The organism is Micromonospora sp. LH3U1, assembly GCF_028475105.1.
Lineage (GTDB): Bacteria > Actinomycetota > Actinomycetes > Mycobacteriales > Micromonosporaceae > Micromonospora.
Genome location: NZ_CP116936.1, coordinates 6,331,393 through 6,354,005, shown reverse-complemented (window position 1 = coordinate 6,354,005; position 22,613 = coordinate 6,331,393). Strand labels below are relative to the sequence as shown.

Here is a 22,613-nt window from a genome sequence, read left to right as displayed (position 1 = left end):
GCCCTTTCGACTTGGCCTCAGCCATGCGAAAGGACGTCCTGCCGGGCGCGCGCGGTCGATGATCGACGAGTGGCCTGGCGCGTGTCAGCCGCGCGTCCACCGTTCTTGGGTGCCGTTTCGGCCCGCCGACCAAAGGGCCGCTGCGAGACTGGGCGAGTGCCAGTTCCGCCGGCACTTCGGCGTTGGCCGACTCGATCCGGCAGGTGGAGTAGATGCCCAACGACAGCGAAATCCGTCCCTTCCGGCTCGACACGCCGGAGGAAGCGATTGCCGACATGCGTCGCCGGATCGCGGCCACGCGTTGGCCCATCCGGGAGTTGGTCACCGATCGTTCTTAGGGTGTGCAGTTGGCGACGCTTCAGGAACTGGCCCGCTATTGGGCGACCGATCACGACTGGCGCGCGTTCGAGACGAAGCTGAACGCCTTGCCGCAGTACACGACCGAGATCGACGGCGTCGAGATCCACTTCATTCACGTACGGTCGCAGCACGAGAATGCCCTGCCGCTGATCATGACGCATGGCTGGCCAGGTTCGGTTGTCGAGTTGCTCGGGGTCGTCGGCCCGCTCACCGACCCGACCGCGCACGGCGGCACTCCGGAAGACGCATTCCACCTGGTGCTGCCGTCCCTGCCCGGCTACGGCTTCTCGGGCGAGCCGACTGAGCTCGGCTGGGACTCCGGTCGCATGGCGCAGGCGTGGGCGAAACTGATGGGCCGCCTCGGCTACAAGCGCTACGTCGCCCAGGGTGGCGACGTAGGCGCCGCCGTTACGGACGCGATGGGCCGCCAAGCACCCGAGGGACTGCTCGGCATCCACCTCAATCTGCTCGCCGGAGCGATCGGCCTCAAGGACCAGTTGCCGGCGGAGTCCGAGCAGGAACGCGTGGCACGCGACGCGCTCAACCTTTTCACGATGGACGGCTTCGGCTACTTCCTGGAGCAGTCCACCCGGCCGCAGACGATCGGCTATTCCCTGCTGGATTCACCCGTCGGGCTGGCGGCGTGGATGCTCGACCATGACACCGACAGCTACTACAAGATTTCCCGCGCGTTCGTCGACGGCGAGCCCGCCGGCAATCTCACCCGGGATGCAATCCTCGACAACATCACGCTGTACTGGCTGACCGGCACCGGTGCCTCGTCTGCCCGGTGGTACTGGGAGTCTGGACGGGTCCAGGCCGCAGCCCAGGCGACCGGCCAGGCACCTCCTCCGGTCTCGGTCCCGGTGGGCTTCACGACGTTTCCCGGCGAGATCTGGGCTGCCCCACGCAGCTGGGCCGAGGCGGTCTACCCCGGCCTCGCGTACTTCAACGAGGTCGACAGCGGCGGCCACTTCGCGGCCTGGGAGCAGCCGGAACTCTTCTCCGCCGAGGTGCGGGCCGCGTTCCGGCCACTGCGGGAATCCTGAGCCCTCGCTCGGGTTCGCGCCATGGCTTGCCCTGCGACGCCTGGGCGCCGATACCCACGTGATCCTCGAAGCGGTGTTCGCCTACGTGGCGGTATCGGCGCTGGGCTTGGCGGTGGTCGCCTTCGGGAGCCTTCAACGACTCTCGGGACGTGTGGCCGATGCCGGAGGACGAGTGTGAAGGCGCGACTGGTCGGCCTGGGCGGTGGTGGGCAGCCCGTGGGCTGATCCGTCGTGAAGGCTACAGAGCCTCGAATCACGTCCCGGCACCCGTAATAATCGAGAGCCTCCGATCCTATGGATCGGAGGGGCTTTGTGTTCAACTGGTCACCGGCCGCGAGCGCGGCGAGTCGTTGGCGTCGTTGCGGCGGAATCCTGGTGGTCGGAGCAACCCCGCTGCTCGTAAAACCTGTCGGCTTTGCACTGGAGGCGGGCTTTGCGCCTGCTCGGGGCATCCGAGGCGTAGTTGCAAATTGCGGCTATAACTTGAACACGCATCATTTGCGCGTCCCCCCGGGGGCGAGCCAACGACCTTGCTGGGCATCCGTCGTTGAAGCGTTCAGGCCGGCCGGTCGGGCCCGCGGTGCTCAACCGTCCGACCACTTTGCGGGCTGCCTCGGGTATGGCACCATCGTGGAATCTTGCCTTCCCGACACCCCTGCCACGAGGAGCACGCGATGTCTGGTCAAAGGCTGGCCCGGCGGGTCGGCATGGTGGTCGCAGTACTGGCTTTCGCCGTGATGGCGGGTGGGGCTCCCGGTTTTGGGGAGTTCCAGGCCTTGGATTTCGTCTGGACGGCACCACTCCACTAGGTCCGAAGCAGGCGACACCCACGCCGGTGTCGCCAGCTTCGTTCACCGGCCGTGCATAACTTGTGGCAGTGACCGGTAAGGAGTGGGATGACCGACCGCCGGTCCGCGTCGGGTGGCTCGGGGTCTCCTAGCCGCCCGGCCCAGTACGCGTGGTTCATCACCGGGCCGTTGGCGTTCGCGGCCGCGATCTTCTCGACGACTATCGGGTTGGTCAGTCAGGACCACTTCCGGTCCTGGGGGCTCGCCGTAGTCCTGCTGGCCGTGATGGTGGTCGCCGGCCTGCCGATGCTCAACTTCGTCATCGGGCGCCAGTCCTTCGGGTCGCGGCTCACCGAGATCCCCCTCGTGGTGGCGTTCTTCTTCCTGCCGCCGCTGATGGTGGTGGCGGCGTACACGCTCTCGACGCTGATCACCCACCTGCGTTACCGGTTCGGCCCGGCGAAACTGGCCTTCAACGTCGCCAATGCCTCTGCCGCCGCATCGCTAGCCGGCCTCGTGCTGCTGGCGCTTCCGCCTGCTGGTAAGGACGTCGGGCCACAGACGTGGGCCGTGCTCTTCGTTGCGGTCAGCACGATCCTCATCTCGACGTTGGCCGGTGTGGCCGGCGTGATCGCGATCATGCACGGTTGGCAGGCGGCATTGGGCGTGCTGCGTAACGCGTTGCCGCCCCTGCTGACCTCCGGTGTCAACATCGTCGTCGGGTTGGTGGTTCTGATCGCCGTGCGAACCACCTGGTGGTCGTCCGTGCTGATCGTCATCCTCGCGGCCGCACTCGCGAGGGTCTACCGGTCGTACGAGCAGTTCTTCCGCCAGCACCGGACGCTCGGCGACATGTACGAACTCACCAAGGCGATGACCGCCAGCGGGCAGAGCGGCAACCTCGCTGACGTCCTGCTCGGCCGGATCCGCGGGCTCATGCAGGCTGAGTACGCCACGCTGTGGCTGCCGGCCCAGGGGCGTCATCCCGAGGTGATGTTGACCGCGCGGGTCGACGACGCGGGTCTGCTGGACACGTCGCCGACGCCGGTGGTGGTGCGTGAGGAGGCCCGACGTCAGCGCCGCAGTCTGGCGATGGGGGTTCGCCTCGGCGACGAGGAGAGTCTGCAGGCATCGCTGCGCAGCACCGGCGTGAAGGACATCATCGTGGTGCCGCTCTACTCCGGTCAGGCGGTGATCGGCACGCTTGAGGTGGTCAACCGGCTCAGCGACGTTGGCCACTTCACGCCCGGCGACATCCCTGTCTTCGAGACGGTCGCCGCGCACGCGGCTGTGGCCCTGGAAAATTCGCGCCTGGTCGACAGGCTCCGGCACGACGCGCACCACGACACGTTGACCGGGCTGCCCAACCGGCGGCGGATCACCGCAGCGCTGGAGGAGTCGGTCAAGATCCGCCTTCCCGGTGAGGTGGTGGCGCTGCTGCTCTTCGACGTCGACGGGTTGCGCCAGGTCAACGAGTCCCTCGGTCACGCGGCCGGGGACAAGGTCCTCGCCGAGGTCGCCAGCCGGTTGCGGGCCAGCGCGCCGTCGTCGGCTCTGGTCGGCCGGGCCGGCGGGGACGAGTTCCTGGTGACGTTGCGGTTGGAGAGTGCCGACGCCGCGCTCGAGTTGGCCGCTCAACTGCGCGACCAGATCCGCGACGAGATGGTCTTCGACGCGCTCACCCTGGACATGAACACCGCGGTCGGGGTGGCCGTGCACCCCGATCACGGCAGCGATGCGGCGACCCTGCTGCTTCGGGTCGACCTGGCCGCTACGGCGGCCAAATCCGTGCCGGGCAGCGTGCAGCTGTTCAACCCCGCGCTGGAGTCCCGATCGCTGCGCCGGCTGGGTCTGGCCGGCGATCTGCGCCGCGCGTTGGACCAGGGTGAGCTGGAGGTCTACTTCCAGCCGAAGGTGACTCTGCGGGATCGGCGCCTCGTTGGTGTCGAGTGCCTGGCTCGGTGGGACGACCCGACGCACGGCACGGTCGCTCCCGAGGACTTCGTGGCGGTGGCCGAGCACACCGGCCAGTTGAGCCGGCTCACCGAGGTGGTGCTCCGCGAGGGGCTGCGCCGCAGCCGGGACTGGGCCCTGGCCGATCAGCCTCTGCCCATCGCGGTCAACATCTCGGCCCGTACGCTCACCGACCAGCACTTCCCGGACCGTGTCCAGGAGTTGTTGACCGAGTACGGGGTGCCGGCTCAGCGACTCACCCTGGAGATCACCGAGGCTGGCGTGCTGGACGGCACGGACCGGCCCATCCCGACCCTGCAGCGGCTGCGTGACCTCGGTGTCCGGCTGTCGGTGGACGACTTCGGCACGGGCGACTCGTCCCTGGCGCATCTGCGCCGGCTGCCGGTGCACGAGGTGAAGGTGGACCGTTCCTTCGTGCAGGGCATGGCGACCGACCCAGGGGACCTGGCCATCGTCAACGCCGTGGTGACCCTGTCTCAGCAGTTCGGCCTGGCCGTGGTCGCCGAGGGCGTGGAGAGTGAGCTGACCCTGGAGCTTCTCCAGGACATCGGCTGTGAGATCGGGCAGGGCTTCCTGTTCAGTCGGCCGCTGCCGTACGAGCGGTTGGCCGCCTGGTTCGGTGCCCAGGTCGAGCCGGAAACGGTCTCCAACGGGGAGCTTCCGCGCCTTCGTGTCGTGCCCTGAACAGGGCGCGGACGATCACTGGGGATCCGATTTCACCTGTCGCGCGCGGCCGTGTACTCTTACTTCTGCGCGCCCCACGGGGAGATCGCGCAGGCCCCCTTAGCTCAGTCGGCAGAGCGTCTCCATGGTAAGGAGAAGGTCTACGGTTCGATTCCGTAAGGGGGCTCGAGGGTTCAGCTGGACCCATCGCAGCGGTGTAGCTCAGATGGTAGAGCAAGCGGCTCATAATCGCTGTGTCGCCGGTTCAAGTCCGGCCACCGCTACTCTCGTCTTCCGGGCTCGTCGCCGGTGGTCGTAGGAAAATGGGCGCTTCCGGCGCCCACTTTGCATGTCCGCGCTGTCAGCGTCTAGGCTGGCGCGTCGTAGTTGTTTCCGATAGCGAGGAAGGCACTCCGCCGTGGCGAAGGCTACCGATGTCCGGCCGAAGATCACTTTGGCGTGTGTGGAGTGCAAGGAGCGCAACTACATCACGCGCAAGAACCGCCGTAACGACCCCGACCGCATCGAGCTGAAGAAGTTCTGCTCGCGCGACGGTCGGCACACGATCCACCGCGAGACCCGCTGACCCGTGGCCGGCGTCATGCCGGCCGCTGTCGAAGCTTCCAATCGCCGATCTGACCGGTTTGGCGCGGCTCTGCCGCCGCCTGCCGACCAGATCGGCGATTGTGCTTTCCGTGTAGGTTCGCGGCATGCCTCTGGACCCTTCCTTCGTCGGCCGGACCTATCCGCCGACCGCCCCCTATCAGGTGGGCCGAGAAAAGATCCGTGAGTTCGCCAGCGCCATCGGCGCCACCGACCCGGTCCACCACGACCCGGAGGCCGCGCAGGCGCTGGGCCACCCCGACGTGGTGGCCCCGCCGACCTTCCCGGTGATCATCACGATGGCCGCGAGCAGCCAGATCATCGAGGACCCGGCCCTGGGAGTGGACTACAGCCGGGTGGTGCATGGCGACCAGCGGTTCGCGTACACCCGGCCGGTGATTGCCGGCGACGAGCTGGTCTGCACCAACATCATCGAGGACGTCAGCAACCGGGGTGGGCACGGCTTCCTGACCACGCGCACCGACGTCAGCACCGTCGGCGGGGAACCGGTGGTCGCCGTCTGGTCCAAGATCGTCGTACGCGGGGAGGCCTGAGATGGAGTTGCCAGCAAAGACGTTCCGGGTGACCCGCGCGGACCTGGTCCGCTACGCCGGCGCCTCGGGTGACTTCAACCCGATCCACTGGAGCGACCGGGTCGCCACCAAGGTGGGTCTGCCCGGGGTGATCGCCCATGGCATGTTCACCATGGCGCTGGTCGGCCGGGCGGTCACCGAGTGGGCCGGGGCGCCCGACGCGGTGGTCGAGTACGGCGTCCGTTTCACCCGGCCGGTGGTGGTCCCGGACGACGACCAGGGGACCGAGATCGAGGTGACCGCGCGGGTCCGTGAGGTGACCGAGGATGGCCTCACCCGACTCGAGGTGACCGCCACCTGCGTGGGCGAAAAGGTGCTCTCGCAGGCCCGGGCAACCATCCGGACGGCACGCTGAGCCGAGCCCGCCACGCGTGGCGGCGAGACCGGTTGGGAAAGTCGGTCGGCTACCCGTACACTGGTCCGCCGTGGGGCAAGTGACCCCTGCTCGGTCGTCTGTGACCGCGTGGGGCGAGTGTTGCCGCATAGGGGTGTAGCTCAATTGGCAGAGCAGCGGTCTCCAAAACCGCAGGCTGCAGGTTCAAGTCCTGTCACCCCTGCGCCTCAGGCCTGACCGTTCCCGTGGGTCGCGCCGCCAGCATGGCGGCGTCCGGCCCGTGGTGGTGGCATCGGCGGGGTGGTTCCGAGGCAATCGGGGCCCTCCGGATGATCCACCGGCCGCGGCCCGTCGCGGGACGGTTGGGTACGGCCAGCGTGACCAGCGCTGCGTACGCCGCTCGGCGTACGACCCGAGATTCCGCGACGGAGGGCGAAGTGGCCGACAACAAGCGGCACGGCGAGGACGCCGGCGACGATCGTCTGGATGACGAGGTCGTCGACGACGTCGCTGACGACGACGCCACCGGCGCGGACGAGCCGGTCTCCCGGGGAGGCACCGCCACGCGGTCGCGTGCCCGGGCGGAGTCGGCGGACAGCCGGCCGACCACGCGTTCGGAAACCGGTCGGGTGGGCGTGTTCGGCCGCATCGCCCGGTTCTTCCGCGAGGTCGTAGCCGAACTGCGTAAGGTCATCTGGCCGACCCGCAAGGAGTTGCTGACCTACACCGCCGTGGTGGTGACGTTCGTCGCGGTGATGCTGACGATCGTGGGTGTGCTGGATTACGGCTTCGCCAAGGTCGTGCTGTTTGTCTTCGGCAACTCGGACTGACCGGCTGCCTCCAGCCGATAGTGACGGAAGTGAGCGAGCGTGCCTGAGTACGACGAGACCGCCGGACCGGTGGACGAGCAGTCCACGGTCGCGACGGCGGATGGCGACGAGTCGGTTGAGGCCGCCAGCGAGCCGGAGTTCCCAACGACCGAGCCCGCGCCGGACGAGGAGTACGACCCGGTCGCCGAGCTGAGGCAGAAGCTGCGCTACGCGCCGGGTGACTGGTATGTGGTGCACTCGTACGCCGGCTACGAAAACAAGGTCAAGACCAACCTCGAGACCCGGATCACGAGCCTCGACATGGAAGACTTCATCTACCAGGTCGAGGTGCCGACCCGGGAAGAGGTCGAGGTCAAGAACGGTAAGCGTTCCCAGATCCAGGCCAAGGTCTTCCCGGGCTACATCCTGGTCCGGATGGAGCTGACCGCCGAGTCGTACTCGTGTGTCCGTAACACCCCGGGCGTGACCGGCTTCGTCGGCGCGACCGACCGGGCTGACCGGCCCGCCCCGCTCTCCCTCGACGAGGTGCTGAAGTGGCTGGCGCCGGCCATCGAGACTGAGCAGAAGAAGTCGAAGCCGGAGATCAAGGTTCTCGACTTCGAGGTGGGTGACTCGGTCACCGTCACCGACGGTGCGTTCGCGTCGCTGCCGGCCACGATCAGCGAGATCAACGCGGACCAGCAAAAGCTCAAGGTGCTGGTGTCGATCTTCGGTCGCGAGACGCCGGTGGAGCTCAACTTCAACCAGGTCGCCAAGATCTGACTGGTCGTCGGCGGCGGGCACGGCCCGCCGCCGACGTCGGCGTACGCCTCCCGCTCGACCTCGGCGGACGAGTGGGCTGCGGCCTGCGCTACCCTTGAATGTCGCCAGCTGTCGCACCGCGCTGACCGTGCGCGCTCCGAGGGCGGCGACAGCCGCATTTTCCCAGCTCCAAGCCCCAGGAAGTGACATGCCTCCCAAGAAGAAGCTCGTCAAGACGTTCACGCTTCAGCTGCCGGCGGGCCAGGCCACGCCGGCGCCGCCGGTCGGCCCCGCGCTCGGCCAGCACGGCGTGAACATCATGGAGTTCTGCAAGTCCTACAACTCGCAGACCGAGTCCCAGCGGGGCGACATCGTCCCCGCCGAGATCAGCGTGTACGAGGACCGGTCCTTCACGTTCGTGCTGAAGACCCCGCCCGCTGCCCGGCTGCTGATCAAGGCCGCCGGTGTGCAGAAGGGCTCGGGCGTTCCGCAGGCCGAGAAGGTTGGCTCGATCAGCCGCGTCCAGCTGCGTGAGATCGCCGAGAAGAAGATGGCCGACCTCAACGCCAACGACCTGGACCAGGCCGAGAAGATCATCGCCGGCACCGCCCGGTCGATGGGCATCACCGTCAACGACTGACGTCGGCCCAGGCCAACGACCCAACCGTGGGAGGGCTCGCGCCGAGCGGCCCGCCAGAGACCACAGGAGTAATCAGCAATGCAGCGCAGCAAGAGCTACCGCAAGGCCGCCGACGTCATCGACCGGGACAAGCTCTACACCCCCGTCGAGGCCGTGAAGCTGGCCAAGGAGACCACCAACGTCAAGTTCGACGCCACGGTTGAGGTCGCCATGCGCCTCGGCGTCGACCCCCGCAAGGCGGACCAGATGGTTCGCGGTGTGGTCAACCTGCCGCACGGCACCGGTAAGACCGCCCGCGTGATCGTGTTCGCCAGCGGCGCGAAGGCCGACGAGGCCGCCGCGGCGGGTGCGGACGAGGTGGGCACCGACGAGCTGGTCGCCCGGATCCAGGGTGGTTGGCTGGACTTCGACGCGGCAATCGCCACGCCGGACCAGATGGCCAAGATCGGCCGGATCGCGCGGATCCTGGGCCCGCGCGGTCTCATGCCGAACCCGAAGACCGGCACGGTGACCATGGACGTCACCAAGGCGGTGCAGGACATCAAGGGCGGCAAGATCACCTTCCGGGTGGACAAGCACTCCAACCTGCACCTGATCATCGGCAAGGCCTCCTTCACGGAGAGCCAGCTGGTGGACAACTACGCCGCGGTGCTCGACGAGGTGCTGCGTGCCAAGCCGTCGGCGTCCAAGGGCAAGTACCTCCGCAAGGTCATCCTGACCACCACGATGGGCCCGGGTGTCCCGGTCGACCCGAACCTGGTGAAGAACCTGCGTGAGGACTCGGCCGAGGCCTGAGTCGACAGATCGCTCCACCGGGGCGCCGCCACGACAGTGGCGGCGCCCCGGCGCGTCTGAGGTGTGGCAGGCTCGTCCGCATGCGGCTGGAGAACGTCTGGTTGCGGTACCACCGGCGAGGGTCGTGGGTGCTGCGGGGCATTGACGTGCGGATCGGTCCGGGCGAGGTGGCGGTCGTTCAGGGCCGCAACGGGGTGGGCAAGTCGACCCTGCTCCAGGTGGCCGCGGGGGTGCTCCGGCCGGACAAGGGCCGGGTCACCGGTCGGCCGGCGCGGGTGGGTTGGGTGCCGGAACGTTTCGCCGCTGACCAGCCGTTCACCGTGGCCCGCTATCTGACCGGGATGGCCCGGGTGGCGGGGTTGGGCAAGGCAGCGGCCGATGACGCGGTGACTTTCTGGACCGACCGGCTCGGGCTTTCCGCTTTCCGCTCGGTCCGGCTGCCGGAGCTGTCCAAGGGCACCGCGCAGAAGGTGGGCCTCGCCCAGGCGATGCTGCGTCCGCCGGGCCTGCTGGTGCTCGACGAGCCGTGGGAGGGGCTGGACGCCGCCACCCGCGAGCTGGTGCCCGAGTTGATCGCCGAGGTGCTCGCCGGCGACGGTGCCGTCCTGGTCAGCGACCACCGTGGGGAGACGGTCCGGCTGCCGGCCGCACGGCGCTGGTTGGTGGGCGGCGGTTCGCTGACCGAGGAGACGTCGTCGGCGGACGAGGAGATCGCGGTGGTCGAGGTTGCGGTGCCGGCCGCGCGGGTCGCCGGCACCGTCGCCCGGTTACGCGCCGAGGGCCACCAGGTGCTGCGGGTACGCTCCGGCGCGCCATCGGCCACACCGGGGGATCCAGAGAACGCGGACGGCGCTGTGGCGGTCGAACAGGCGGCGGGGGAGGCCCGGTGAACGCCCTCGTGCGGATGCGGCTGTCCGGGTTCCTACGGACCGGGCGGGCGTTGGCGCCGTTGCTCGCCGGCCTGATCACGCTCGGCACCCTCTATGGCGGTGGCCGGGCCCAGCCGGCCGAGGCGTATGGCGTCTCGGCCGTGGTGCTCTTCCCGGTCATCGCCTGGCAGACCAAGATCCTTCTGGACGTGGAGCCGGATGTGCAGCGCCGGTTGGCGCAGGTGGTGGTCGGTGTGGCCCGCGAGCGGTTGGCCGGCATTCTCGCCGCCGGCGTGGCGGCGTCGATGACGGTGGCTGTCGCGCTGCTCTTTCCGTGGCTCGTCGGCGGGGTCTCCGGCCCGGTCGACCCGGGGGACCGGTCGATCCCGGTCGGGCTTGCGCTGGGGGTGTGGGCGCATCTGCTCGCTGTGCCAGCAGCGATCGCCCTCGGCGCGCTGGCCAGTCGGGCGTCGGTGGGCGGCGCCGGGTACGGCGTCGCGGTGTTGGCTCTCGGTGGGGTTGGGGCGGTGGTGCTCGGCCTGGCCGGCTCGGTGGCCCCCTGGCTGGCGCCGCCTATCATGGCCGCCGCCCGGACCACCGCGGGCGATGCCGCCGCGCTCACGCTGCTGGGGCTCAGCGCGTGGGCGTTGGCCTGGAGCGCGGCCGCCCTCGGGGGCTACCTGTGGCGGCGGCGGTCCCACGGCTGACCGGCTCGACGTTGCTCGCGGACGGTGGCCTGGCCCACACGGACCTGATTTGGCGCAGGTCGCGGGGTCGCGTACTCTTCAAACGTCATCCGTGTTGTCATGGATGAGGAACCACCCAGAGACCGCTGGTCACTGTGCTTCGGCACGGTCGAAGGCCCTGCGACAACGGGCGACCCGCGTAGGGCGGCAAGCGTAACTCGGCAGTGAGCATGGTCCGCCGACCGTGACGAACTTCCGGCCCTCGCCCCGTGCGCCCTGCGCCGGGGCTTTTTCGTTGTCGTGCTGCCTCCGCCCCCGTTCCAGCTTCGGCTGTGACGGGGACCAGCCTCGAGTAACGAGAGAGGAGGGACATGGCGGACAAGCCGATCCGGGCCGACAAGGCCACGGCCGTCGCTGAGCTGACCGAGAGCTTCCGTAGCTCGGGCGCCACCGTGCTGACCGAGTACCGCGGTCTGACGGTTTCCCAGCTCACCCAGCTTCGGCGCACGCTCGGCGCCGAGACCAGCTACACGGTCGCGAAGAACACGCTGGCGAAGCGTGCTGCGACGGACGCGGGCATCACCGGCCTCGACGAGCTGTTCACCGGTCCTACCGCGCTGACTTTCGTTTCGGGCGACGTCGTCGAGGCGGCGAAGGGGCTTCGCGATTTCGCGAAGGCCAACCCGAAGCTCGTCATCAAGGGCGGTGTCTTCGAGGGCAAGGCCATTTCCGCGGCCGAGGTCACGAAGCTTGCCGACCTTGAGTCCCGCGAGGTGCTGCTGGCCAAGCTGGCCGGCGCGATGAAGGGCAACCTGAGCAAGGCCGCGGCCCTGTTCCAGGCCCCGCTGTCGAAGACCGCCCGTCTGGCGGCTGCCCTGCAGGACAAGCGCGAGAAGGAGGGCGCCGAGGCGGCCTGAGGCCCCCACGGCGCACCAGTTCTTTACTTAACAGAATCAGGAAAGGACGCCAGATATGGCGAAGCTCAGCACCGACGAGCTGCTCGACGCGTTCAAGGAGATGACGCTGATCGAGCTCTCTGAGTTCGTGAAGCAGTTCGAGACGACCTTCGAGGTCACCGCTGCCGCTCCGGTCGCGATCGCCCAGGGTGGCGGCGGCGCCGCCGCTGCTGCCGAGGCCGAGCCGGAGCAGGACGAGTTCGACGTCATCCTCGAGGCTGACGGTGGCAAGAAGATCCAGGTCATCAAGGTCGTGCGTGAGCTGACCGGCCTGGGCCTCAAGGAGGCCAAGGACGCGGTTGAGTCCGCGCCGAAGGCCATCCTGGAGAAGGTCAACAAGGAGACCGCCGAGAAGGCGAAGGCCAAGCTCGAGGGCGAAGGCGCCAAGGTCACCCTCAAGTGATCTGACGTTCCACCTGCGCGTACCTGGCTCGTGGGCCGGGACATCATCGCGTCGCGGCGGGCGGTGATCCGACAAGGATCGCCGCCCGCCGTATTGGTAAATCTGGCTCCGACCGGTCCTGAGCTGGGCTCCGACGACCGGCACCGTTGACCCGAATGAGCGTGGCGGGTCGCCCTCCGGTGGGAAACAAGGGACAACCCGGATACCGGCTCTTGACGCGGCCCCGGGCTGCCAGGCACGCTGACACCAGCAAGACACCGCGCTTGCGACGGCCATGACGTGGGTATGACAGCGGTGGCACCATCGCCGCAGTAACCCGAGCGGCCCAGTGGGGACGTTGCGTTCTGAGCGGCCCGGCAGACCCCGGTTGACGGGGGCCGAGGCACGTTCCGCAAACGACCTGCGGGGTGGGCTGGACAGCGGTTAGCCTCTCGGCTACACTGCTAGTTTGCGCTGCCTTCCGACTTGACCCCTGCTCGGAAATGTCCGTTTACGGATATTTCTGGTGGGGTCATTGGAGTGCACGCGTACCAGCCGTTCTGCAGCACCGGTCCTCGGAAGGACGCATCTTGGCAGCTTCCCGCCCTGCGAAGACCAGTCGTACGTCGAGCGCATTCGCTCCCCGCCGAGTTTCATTCGGCAGGATCACCGAACACCTCGAGGTCCCCAACCTCCTTGCCATCCAGAACGAGTCCTTCGACTGGCTCGTCGGCAACGAGGCTTGGCAGGGCCGGTCGGCGGACGACCCGCACGCACGCTCGGGTCTCGCGGAGATCCTTGAAGAGATCAGTCCCATTGAGGACTTCTCCGGCACCATGTCGCTTTCCTTCTCGGCGCCGCGCTTCGACGAGGTCAAGGCCTCGATCGAGGAGTGCAAGGAGAAGGACCTGACCTACTGCGCTCCGCTCTTCGTGACCGCGGAGTTCACCAACAACACCACTGGCGAGATCAAGAGCCAGACGGTGTTCATGGGTGACTTCCCGATGATGACGCCCAAGGGCACCTTCGTCATCAACGGCACCGAGCGCGTGGTGGTCAGCCAGCTCGTCCGGTCTCCGGGCGTGTACTTCTCCAAGGAGCCGGACAAGACCTCCGACCGCGACCTCTCCAGCGTCAAGGTCATCCCGAGTCGGGGTGCCTGGCTGGAGTTTGACATCGACAAGCGCGACACGGTCGGCGTTCGTATCGACCGTAAGCGTCGGCAGGCCGTCACGGTCCTGCTCAAGGCCGTCGGATGGTCGGCTGAGCGGATCCGTGAGCGGTTCGGCTGGTCCGAGCTGATGATGACCACGCTCGAGAAGGACCACATCGCCGGCGCCGACGAGGCCCTGCTCGATATCTACCGCAAGCTGCGCCCTGGCGAGCCGCCGACGCGCGAGAACGCCCAGACCCTGCTCGACAACCTCTTCTTCAACCCGAAGAGGTACGACGTCGCCAAGGTCGGGCGTTACAAGTTCAACAAGAAGCTCGAAGTCAACGTTCCGATCACCACCGGCACGCTGACCGAGGACGACATCGTCGCCACCGTGGAATACCTGTGCCGGCTGCACGCCGGTGAGGACGGCTACGAGGCCGACGACATCGACCACTTCGGCAACCGGCGTCTGCGTACCGTGGGCGAGCTGATCCAGAACCAGGTCCGGGTCGGCCTGTCCCGGATGGAGCGGGTCGTCCGCGAGCGGATGACCACGCAGGACGTCGAGGCGATCACCCCGCAGACCCTGATCAACATCCGCCCGGTGGTGGCGGCGATCAAGGAGTTCTTCGGGACGTCGCAGCTGTCCCAGTTCATGGACCAGACCAACCCGCTGGCGGGTCTGACCCACCGGCGCCGGCTGAGCGCGCTCGGCCCGGGTGGTCTGTCCCGGGAGCGGGCCGGCTTCGAGGTCCGCGACGTGCACCCGTCCCACTACGGCCGGATGTGCCCGATCGAGACGCCGGAAGGCCCGAACATCGGCCTGATCGGCGCGCTGTCCACCTTCGCCCGGGTCAACCCGTTCGGCTTCATCGAGACGCCGTACCGGAAGGTCGTCGAGGGTCGGGTCACCGACCAGATCGACTACCTGACCGCTGACGAGGAGGACCGGTTCGTCAAGGCCCAGGCCAACGCGCGCCTGAAGGCTGACGGCACGTTCGCCGAGGAGCGGGTGCTCTGCCGTCGTAAGGGCGGCGAGACCGAGGACGTCCTCCCCGGTGCCGTCGACTACATGGACGTCTCGCCCCGGCAGATGACCTCGGTCGCGACCGCCATGATCCCGTTCCTCGAGCACGACGACGCCAACCGGGCACTGATGGGCGCGAACATGCAGCGCCAGGCGGTGCCGCTGGTCAAGGCCGAGGCGCCGCTCGTGGGTACGGGCATGGAGTACCGGGCCGCGGTCGACGCTGGCGACGTGGTTGTCGCCGAGGTCGGCGGTGTGATCGAGGATCTCTGCGCCGACTACGTCACCATCCACCAGGATGACGGCCACCGCCGGACGTACCTGCTGCACAAGTTCCGCCGCTCCAACGCCGGCTCCTGCGTCAACCAGAAGCCGGTGGTCTTCGAGGGCGACCGCGTCGAGGCCGGTCAGGTCATCGCCGATGGTCCGTGCACCGACGAGGGCGAGATGGCACTCGGACGCAACCTGCTGGTGGCGTTCATGTGCTGGGAGGGCCACAACTACGAGGACGCGATCATCCTGTCGCAGCGTCTCGTGCAGCAGGACGTGCTCACCTCGATCCACATCGAGGAGCACGAGGTCGACGCTCGGGACACCAAGCTCGGCCCGGAGGAGATCACCCGCGACATCCCGAACGTCAGCGAGGAAATGCTCGCTGACCTCGACGAGCGCGGCATCATCCGGATCGGCGCCGAGGTCGTCCCCGGTGACATCCTGGTCGGCAAGGTCACGCCCAAGGGTGAGACCGAGCTGACCCCGGAGGAGCGACTGCTCCGCGCGATCTTCGGTGAGAAGGCGCGTGAGGTTCGGGACACCTCGCTGAAGGTGCCGCACGGCGAGACCGGCACGGTCATCGGTGTGCGCACGTTCTCCCGCGAGGACGGCGACGAGCTGCCGCCGGGTGTCAACGAGCTGGTCCGGGTCTACGTCGCCCAGAAGCGCAAGATCCAGGACGGCGACAAGCTCGCTGGCCGGCACGGCAACAAGGGCGTCATCTCGAAGATCCTGCCGATCGAGGACATGCCGTTCCTGGAGGACGGCACCCCGGTCGACATCGTGCTCAACCCGCTCGGTGTGCCGAGCCGGATGAACATCGGCCAGGTTCTGGAGACCCACCTCGGTTGGGTCGCCAAGACCGGTTGGAAGGTCGAAGGCGACGACACCGACTGGAAGCGCCAGCTGCGCTCGATCGACGCGCACGAGTCCGAGGGCGACACCAACGTGGCCACCCCGGTCTTCGACGGTGCCCGCGAGGAGGAGATCTCCGGTCTGCTCGAGTCGACCCTGCCCAACCGGGACGGCAAGCAGCTGATCGGGCGTACCGGCAAGGCGCAGCTGTTCGACGGTCGCTCCGGCGAGCCGCTGCCGGACCCGATCGCGGTCGGGTACGTCTACATCCTGAAGCTCAACCACCTGGTCGACGACAAGATCCACGCTCGTTCGACCGGCCCGTACTCGATGATCACGCAGCAGCCGCTGGGTGGTAAGGCGCAGTTCGGTGGTCAGCGTTTCGGTGAGATGGAGTGCTGGGCGATGCAGGCGTACGGCGCTGCCTACGCCCTGCAGGAGCTGCTCACGATCAAGTCCGACGACGTGCTCGGCCGCGTGAAGGTCTACGAGGCCATCGTCAAGGGCGAGAACATCCCGGAGCCGGGCATCCCGGAGTCGTTCAAGGTGCTGCTCAAGGAGCTGCAGTCGCTGTGCCTCAACGTTGAGGTGCTTTCCAGCGACGGTGTGGCCCTGGAAATGCGCGAGACCGACGACGAGGTGTTCCGGGCCGCTGAGGAGCTGGGCATCGACCTGTCCCGGCGCGAGCCGAGCTCGGTCGAAGAGGTCTGAGGTGAGCGGTCGGGGGCCGGTACGCCGGCCCCCGACCTCGCCCGAGAATTAGCAGTACAGACGACGACATAGGGGACAGAGTGCTCGACGTCAACTTCTTCGACGAGCTGCGCATTGGTCTCGCCACCGCCGACGACATCCGTCAGTGGTCGCACGGCGAGGTCAAGAAGCCTGAGACGATCAACTACCGCACCCTGAAGCCGGAGAAGGACGGGCTCTTCTGCGAGAAGATCTTCGGTCCGCAGCGGGACTGGGAATGCTACTGCGGTAAGTACAAGCGCGTCCGATTCAAGGGCATCATCTGCGAGCGCTGCGGCGTCGAGGTGACTCGCTCCAAGGTCCGTCGTGAGCGGATGGGGCACATCGAGCTCGCTGCTCCGGTGACCCACATCTGGTACTTCAAGGGCGTTCCGAGCCGGCTGGGTTACCTGCTGGACCTCGCTCCGAAGGACCTCGAAAAGATCATCTACTTCGCCTCGTACGTCGTGACGAGCGTGGACGCGGAGTCGCGTCACCGTGACCTCTCGACGATCGAGAACGAGATCCTGGCCGAGAAGCGGCAGTCCGAGAACAGCCGCGACTCGGAGATCGAGAAGCGGGCCGCCAAGCTCGAGGCCGACCTGGCCGAGCTGGAGGCCGAGGGTGCCAAGGCGGACGTCCGGCGCAAGGTCAAGGAGGGCGGAGAGCGCGAGATGCGCCAGATCCGCGACCGGGCCCAGCGCGAGATCGACCGCCTGGACGAGGTGCTGGACACCTTCCGCAAGCTGGAGCCGAAGCAGCTGGTCACCGACGAGCTGCTCTACCGCGAGCTGCGCGACCGGTTCGGTGAGTACTTCACCGGTTCCATGGGCGCCGAGGCGATCAAGGCGCTGGTCCAGAACATGGACCTCGACGCCGAGGCCGAGAGCCTGCGGGAGACCATCCGGTCCGGCAAGGGCCAGCGGAAGATCCGGGCGCTCAAGCGACTCAAGGTCGTGGCGGCGTTCCTGAACACCCGCAACTCCCCGCTCGGCATGGTGCTCGACTGCGTCCCGGTCATCCCGCCGGACCTGCGCCCGATGGTGCAGCTCGATGGTGGCCGCTTCGCGACCTCGGACCTGAACGACCTGTACCGCCGCGTGATCAACCGGAACAACCGCCTCAAGCGGCTGATCGACCTCGGCGCGCCCGAGATCATCGTCAACAACGAGAAGCGGATGCTCCAGGAGGCCGTCGACGCGCTGTTCGACAATGGCCGTCGCGGCCGGCCGGTCACCGGCCCGGGTAACCGCCCGCTCAAGTCGCTGTCCGACATGCTCAAGGGCAAGCAGGGCCGGTTCCGCCAGAACCTGCTGGGCAAGCGCGTCGACTACTCCGGCCGTTCGGTCATCGTGGTCGGCCCGAAGCTCAAGCTGCACCAGTGTGGTCTGCCCAAGCAGATGGCGCTGGAGCTGTTCAAGCCGTTCGTCATGAAGCGGCTGGTGGACCTCAACCACGCGCAGAACATCAAGTCCGCCAAGCGGATGGTCGAGCGTCAGCGCCCGGTCGTGTGGGACGTGCTGGAAGAGGTCATCGGCGAGCACCCGGTGCTGCTCAACCGGGCGCCGACCCTGCACCGCCTGGGTATCCAGGCCTTCGAGCCGCAGCTGGTCGAGGGCAAGGCGATCCAGATCCACCCGCTGGTCTGCACCGCGTTCAACGCCGACTTCGATGGTGACCAGATGGCGGTGCACGTGCCGCTGTCCGCTGAGGCTCAGGCCGAGGCGCGGATCCTGATGCTGTCGTCGAACAACATCCTCAAGCCGGCCGACGGTAAGCCGGTCACCATGCCCACCCAGGACATGGTCATCGGTCTCTACCACCTCACCCACCTCACCGCCGGTGAGAAGGGCGAGGGCCGGGCGTTCAGCTCGGACGCCGAGGCGCGGATGGCCTTCGACAACGGTGAGCTGCACCTGCAGGCGCCCGTGAAGATCCGCCTGCGTGGTGTGGTCGAGGTCGACAACGGTGCTGGCTCCGAGGCGTGGACCGCCCCGGAGGGCTTCGTCGAGGGTGACGCGCTGACCGTGGAGACCACCCTGGGTCGGGTGCTGTTCAACGAGACGCTGCCGCAGGGCTACCGCTTCGTGAACTACGAGATCCGCAAGGGTCAGCTCTCCGCGATCGTCAACGACCTCGCCGAGCGCTTCCCCAAGGTGGCGCTGGCCGCCACCCTGGACGGGCTCAAGGAGGCCGGTTTCCACTGGGCCACCTGGTCCGGCGTGACGATCGGCATGGAGGACGTCATCGCTCCGCCGCGCAAGGCGGAGATCCTGTCGAAGTACGAGAAGGAAGCCGACCGGATCGACAAGCAGTACCAGCGTGGTCTGATGACCGCCGAGGAACGTCGCGGCGAGCTCATCGAGATCTGGACCAAGGCGACCAACGAGGTCGCCAAGGAGATGGACACCGCGCTGCCGCAGGAGAACCCACTGTGGAAGATGATCCACTCGGGTGCCCGCGGTAACCTGCTCCAGCTCCGGCAGATCGCGGCGATCCGTGGTCTGGTGGCCAACCCGAAGGGCGAGATCATCCCGCGGCCGATCAAGGCCAGCTACCGGGAGGGTCTGTCCGTGCTGGAGTACTTCATCTCCACGCACGGTGCCCGTAAGGGTCTCGCCGACACCGCGCTGCGGACCGCCGACTCGGGTTACCTGACCCGTCGTCTGGTGGACGTCTCGCAGGACGTCATCATCCGCGAAGAGGACTGCGGCACCGACCGGGCGATCCCGATGCAGATCGGCGAGAAGCTCGAAGGCGGCAAGCTCGTCGTCCACACCCACGCCGAGACCAGCGTGCACGCCCGGACCCTGGCCGACGACATCAAGGGGCCGGACGGCACCGTGGTCGCCGAGCGTGGTCAGGACATCAACTCCATCGGGGTCGACAAGATCGTCGCCGCCGGCGTGGAGACGGTCCGGGTGCGCAGCGTGCTCACCTGTGAGTCCAAGCTGGGCGTCTGCGCGGCCTGCTACGGCCGGTCGCTGCCGACCGGCAAGTCGGTCGACATCGGTGAGGCGGTCGGCATCATCGCCGCCCAGTCCATCGGTGAGCCCGGTACGCAGCTGACGATGCGTACCTTCCACACCGGTGGTGTCGCGGGTGAGGACATCACCCAGGGTCTGCCGCGTGTGCAGGAAATCTTCGAGGCTCGGGTCCCGAAGGGTAAGGCGCCCATCGCCGACACCCCCGGCCGGATCCGGATCGAGGACGGCGAGCGCTCGCGCAAGATCATCGTGGTGCCGGACGACGGCAGCGAAGAGATCGTCTACGACAAGATCTCGAAGCGGGTCAAGCTCCGTACCCACGACGGCGGTCACGTCGCGGTCGGCGAGAAGCTGACCGAGGGCACCATCGACCCGCACGAGCTTCTGCGGATCATGGGTCCGCGGGCGGTTCAGGTCCACCTGACCAGTGAGGTCCAGGAGGTCTACCGCTCGCAGGGTGTGCTCATCCACGACAAGCACATCGAGATCATCATCCGCCAGATGCTCAAGCGGGTGACGGTCATCGACTCCGGCTCGACCGAGTTCCTGCCGGGTGTGCTGGTCGACCGGGCGCTGTTCGAGTCGGAGAACCGCCGACTCGTCTCGGAGGGCGGCGAGCCCGCCGCCGGCCGTCCGGTGCTGATGGGTATCACCAAGGCCTCGCTGGCCACCGACTCCTGGCTCTCGGCGGCCTCCTTCCAGGAGACCACCCGGGTGCTGACCGACGCTGCGATCAACTCGCGCAGCGACTCGTTGGTCGGCCTCAAGGAGAACGTGATCATCGGAAAGCTCATCCCGGCGGGTACGGGCATCAGCAAGTACCGCAACGTCCGGGTCGAGCCGACCGAGGAGGCCAAGGCCAAGGTCTACTCGATGACCGGGTACCCGGAGACCGACTACGGGTTCGGGCCGGCCAGCGGGCAGGCTGTGCCGCTGGACGACTTCGACTTCGGGTCGTACCGCTAAGCACCAATCGCACGACGAGGCCCCCGGCATCCGCCGGGGGCCTCGTCGTGTCCGGACCCACCCACCCCCGGTCCGAGTTCGGCATGATGGGGGGATGACGACCGCACCCGGGCAGGTGTCCGTCGCGCAGCAGGGCCTGCGCCACCCGCTGGACCCGGATCCGGCCCGCGCCACGAAGGCGCGGGCGGTCTTCGCGCTGGGGCTGCTCGGCCTGCTGACCGGGCTGTTCATCGGTGGCGTGGTGCCGGCGACGGTGGCACTGCAACTGGCCCGGCAGGCGCGGCGCGAGGCGTACGCCTCAGGGGGTTTCCTGACCGGCGGCGCCTGGCTGCGACGGGGGGAGCGGATGGCCTGGACCGGCCTGGTGCTGGTCGCCGTCAGTGTGGTGGCCGCGGTGGTCATCGGGGTGGTTCGGTTGGCCGGGGCGCCGTTCGGCCACGACTACCCGGCGAACATGGACTGAGCCGCCCGTGGCCGCGCCCGGCGCGGCCGTCAGCGCTCTCGGCGGTAGCCTGGCCGGTGTCCACCGTGCGGCGGTGGCGGCCTTTCGACAGGAGGACCTCGTGACGGATCCGGCGCGGCCCCCTGCGGACGAACCGGCCGGCCCTCCGGATGCGCCGGCTCCGTCCGAGTCGAGTGGCTGGGCTCAAGCGGGCCCGAGCGGCGAGCCGCACCCACCTGCGTCCTCTCCAGGTTGGGGCGCGTCGACCCCGGCCGGGCCGCACCCCGGCTGGGGCACGACCACTCCGCCCGGCTCCGGTCAGCCGTACCCGGTCTCCGGGGGGCCGACCCCGACACCGCCGGGCTGGGGTCCGCCGTCGTCTGGGCCTGCCGTCCCGTACGGGTGGGGTCCGCCGCACTCTGGGCCTGGCGTCCCGTACGGGTGGGGTCCGCCGCACTCTGGGCCTGGCGTCCCATACGGATGGGGCTCTCCGCAGTCCGGGCCTGGTGGGCCGCCCGACTGGGGTCCTCCGTCGTCCGGGCCTGGTGTGCCGCACGGCTGGGGCCCGCCGTCGGGTCACGCACCCGGTTGGGGCGGCCCGGGGCATCCGGTGCCACCACCCACCGACGACCAGCGCCGGCCGCCGAAACGAGTGGAGTCGGTGTCTGGTACGCCGTTCGGCGTCGTGTACCTGGATGTGCCACCGGTCACTTCGGGGCTCGCCATCGGGGCGCTGGTGGCCGGGATCGCGTCGGTCCTGGTGTCGCTGCTGGTGATCTGCTTCGGGGTGGCCTTCGTGAATGAGGGTGGGGCCTGGGCTTCCGGGGCGTTCGCTGCGCTCGGGTTGCTGGCCGGTGTGGCGGCGGTCGTCACCGGCCTGCTCGGCCAGCGGCAGATCCGCCGTCCGGCCGCGCCCTCCGCAGTCCGGTTCACCGGCCGAGGACTGGCGGTGGCCGGGATCAGCTGTGGCGGGGCAGGGGCACTGCTCAGCCTCCTGGGCCTGGGCCTGGCGCTGTTGCTCGCCCTGACGTGAGGCAGGTCACCGCGCGCACGTGACGCGTTTTTCGATTGGCGCGGTGGCATCCCGGTGCGCGCCGGGGGCGACGGGTGGTCCCGCCGGCAAGCCGGTACACTTGTGCTCGCAGGTGCCCATCGCGGGCGACGGGGCAGGACGAGATTCGACCGGCGAGGTGAGACAGTCGCCGGGCCGTTCCGTTTTGACCTGGGCGGTTGTGGTAGGTACTCTTTCCCCTTGTGCCCGGGCATGCCCGGGCAACTCGTGCGTGCGCTGTTTCCGGAGTCCGGGCGGCGGCACGACAAGCTAAAGATCCGGAGCGGGGCGACCCGCGCACCGGTGACAAAACCCGGTACGCACGCGAAAGCGTCGCAACGGGACCGTGACGAGGGCGACACGCCCGACCGCGGGTGCCGGGGTCTCCGTGAGGTGGCCCTGGTCGAAGTGTAGGAGAGCCGGTCATCAGGCCGGCTAACGAGCAGACGGCGCGGTCGCGAATGCGGCCGAAGGGAGCGGAGAAACCCGGTGCCCACGATCCAGCAGCTGGTCCGAAAGGGCCGCCAGGCGAAGACCACCAAGACCAAGACCCCGGCGCTGAAGGGTTCCCCTCAGCGGCGCGGCGTGTGCACCCGCGTGTACACCACCACCCCTAAGAAGCCGAACTCGGCGCTGCGCAAGGTCGCTCGTGTGAAGCTCAGCAGCCAGATCGAGGTGACCGCCTACATCCCGGGTGTCGGTCACAACCTGCAGGAGCACTCGATCGTGCTCGTCCGCGGCGGTCGGGTGAAGGACCTCCCCGGCGTGCGTTACAAGATCGTTCGCGGTTCGCTGGACACCCAGGGTGTCCGCAACCGCAAGCAGGCGCGCAGCCGTTACGGCGCCAAGAAGGAGAAGAGCTGA

The 22,613-nt window shown here is 68.2% G+C and carries 17 protein-coding genes, 3 tRNA genes and 1 pseudogene; all 21 read left to right on the top strand.

Annotated elements, in window-relative coordinates:
- Nucleotides 1-212: 212 nt before the first annotated feature.
- A pseudogene (locus tag PCA76_RS29145) lies at nt 213-1,409 on the top strand (epoxide hydrolase family protein).
- Between the two features lie 896 nt (nt 1,410-2,305).
- Nucleotides 2,306-4,855 carry a putative bifunctional diguanylate cyclase/phosphodiesterase gene (locus PCA76_RS29140; RefSeq protein WP_272613606.1) on the top strand — a complete coding sequence of 850 codons (2,550 nt, stop codon included), beginning with the start codon at nt 2,306-2,308 and terminating at the stop codon, nt 4,853-4,855.
- Nucleotides 4,856-4,948: 93 nt separating this feature from the next.
- A tRNA-Thr gene (locus PCA76_RS29135) sits at nt 4,949-5,021 on the top strand.
- A 24-nt stretch (nt 5,022-5,045) separates the two neighbouring features.
- Nucleotides 5,046-5,118: transfer RNA gene (locus PCA76_RS29130), tRNA-Met, on the top strand.
- A 134-nt stretch (nt 5,119-5,252) separates the two neighbouring features.
- Nucleotides 5,253-5,420: a 50S ribosomal protein L33 gene (rpmG, locus tag PCA76_RS29125; protein WP_272613605.1), complete on the top strand. Its 168-nt coding sequence runs from the start codon at nt 5,253-5,255 to the stop codon at nt 5,418-5,420.
- Nucleotides 5,421-5,544: 124 nt separating this feature from the next.
- Nucleotides 5,545-5,991: a MaoC family dehydratase N-terminal domain-containing protein gene (locus PCA76_RS29120; protein ID WP_272613604.1), complete on the top strand. Its 447-nt coding sequence runs from the start codon at nt 5,545-5,547 to the stop codon at nt 5,989-5,991.
- 1 nt (nt 5,992) lies between these two features.
- The gene (locus tag PCA76_RS29115) at nt 5,993-6,385 is read left to right on the top strand and encodes a MaoC family dehydratase (RefSeq protein ID WP_272613603.1); all 393 of its coding nucleotides are present in this window, start codon (nt 5,993-5,995) and stop codon (nt 6,383-6,385) included.
- A gap of 129 nt (nt 6,386-6,514) precedes the next feature.
- Nucleotides 6,515-6,587, top strand: a tRNA-Trp gene (locus PCA76_RS29110).
- 214 nt (nt 6,588-6,801) lie between these two features.
- Entirely contained in the window at nt 6,802-7,194 is a 393-nt protein-coding gene (gene secE, locus PCA76_RS29105) for a preprotein translocase subunit SecE (RefSeq protein WP_272613602.1), read from the top strand.
- A 39-nt stretch (nt 7,195-7,233) separates the two neighbouring features.
- Nucleotides 7,234-7,956 carry a transcription termination/antitermination protein NusG gene (gene nusG, locus PCA76_RS29100; protein ID WP_272613601.1) on the top strand — a complete coding sequence of 241 codons (723 nt, stop codon included), beginning with the start codon at nt 7,234-7,236 and terminating at the stop codon, nt 7,954-7,956.
- A 187-nt stretch (nt 7,957-8,143) separates the two neighbouring features.
- Nucleotides 8,144-8,575, top strand: coding sequence for a 50S ribosomal protein L11 (rplK, locus tag PCA76_RS29095; RefSeq protein ID WP_272613600.1), 432 nt, complete (start codon nt 8,144-8,146; stop codon nt 8,573-8,575).
- A gap of 78 nt (nt 8,576-8,653) precedes the next feature.
- Nucleotides 8,654-9,370, top strand: a complete 717-nt coding sequence (gene rplA, locus PCA76_RS29090; RefSeq protein ID WP_272613599.1) for a 50S ribosomal protein L1 — start codon at nt 8,654-8,656, stop codon at nt 9,368-9,370.
- Nucleotides 9,371-9,450: 80 nt separating this feature from the next.
- The gene (locus PCA76_RS29085; protein ID WP_272613598.1) at nt 9,451-10,260 is read left to right on the top strand and encodes an ABC transporter ATP-binding protein; all 810 of its coding nucleotides are present in this window, start codon (nt 9,451-9,453) and stop codon (nt 10,258-10,260) included.
- Nucleotides 10,257-10,946: a hypothetical protein gene (locus PCA76_RS29080; protein ID WP_272613597.1), complete on the top strand. Its 690-nt coding sequence runs from the start codon at nt 10,257-10,259 to the stop codon at nt 10,944-10,946. Before PCA76_RS29085 ends, PCA76_RS29080 begins: the two co-directional genes overlap by 4 nt.
- A gap of 350 nt (nt 10,947-11,296) precedes the next feature.
- Nucleotides 11,297-11,842 carry a 50S ribosomal protein L10 gene (rplJ, locus tag PCA76_RS29075; RefSeq protein WP_204942106.1) on the top strand — a complete coding sequence of 182 codons (546 nt, stop codon included), beginning with the start codon at nt 11,297-11,299 and terminating at the stop codon, nt 11,840-11,842.
- Nucleotides 11,843-11,897: 55 nt separating this feature from the next.
- Complete coding sequence (gene rplL / locus PCA76_RS29070; protein WP_272613596.1) at nt 11,898-12,284, top strand: 50S ribosomal protein L7/L12; 387 nt, start codon at nt 11,898-11,900, stop codon at nt 12,282-12,284.
- A gap of 569 nt (nt 12,285-12,853) precedes the next feature.
- A complete protein-coding gene (gene rpoB, locus PCA76_RS29065) occupies nt 12,854-16,285 on the top strand; it encodes a DNA-directed RNA polymerase subunit beta (protein WP_272613595.1) in 3,432 nt (1,143 codons plus the stop codon).
- An 80-nt stretch (nt 16,286-16,365) separates the two neighbouring features.
- The gene (locus PCA76_RS29060; RefSeq protein ID WP_272613594.1) at nt 16,366-20,256 is read left to right on the top strand and encodes a DNA-directed RNA polymerase subunit beta'; all 3,891 of its coding nucleotides are present in this window, start codon (nt 16,366-16,368) and stop codon (nt 20,254-20,256) included.
- Nucleotides 20,257-20,350: 94 nt separating this feature from the next.
- Nucleotides 20,351-20,719 (top strand): hypothetical protein, encoded by a 369-nt coding sequence (locus PCA76_RS29055; protein WP_272613593.1) that lies wholly within the window; start codon nt 20,351-20,353, stop codon nt 20,717-20,719.
- Nucleotides 20,720-21,350: 631 nt separating this feature from the next.
- On the top strand, nt 21,351-21,731 hold the full coding sequence (locus PCA76_RS29050) for a hypothetical protein (protein ID WP_272619717.1): 381 nt from the start codon (nt 21,351-21,353) through the stop codon (nt 21,729-21,731).
- 507 nt (nt 21,732-22,238) lie between these two features.
- Entirely contained in the window at nt 22,239-22,613 is a 375-nt protein-coding gene (gene rpsL, locus PCA76_RS29045; protein ID WP_007465318.1) for a 30S ribosomal protein S12, read from the top strand.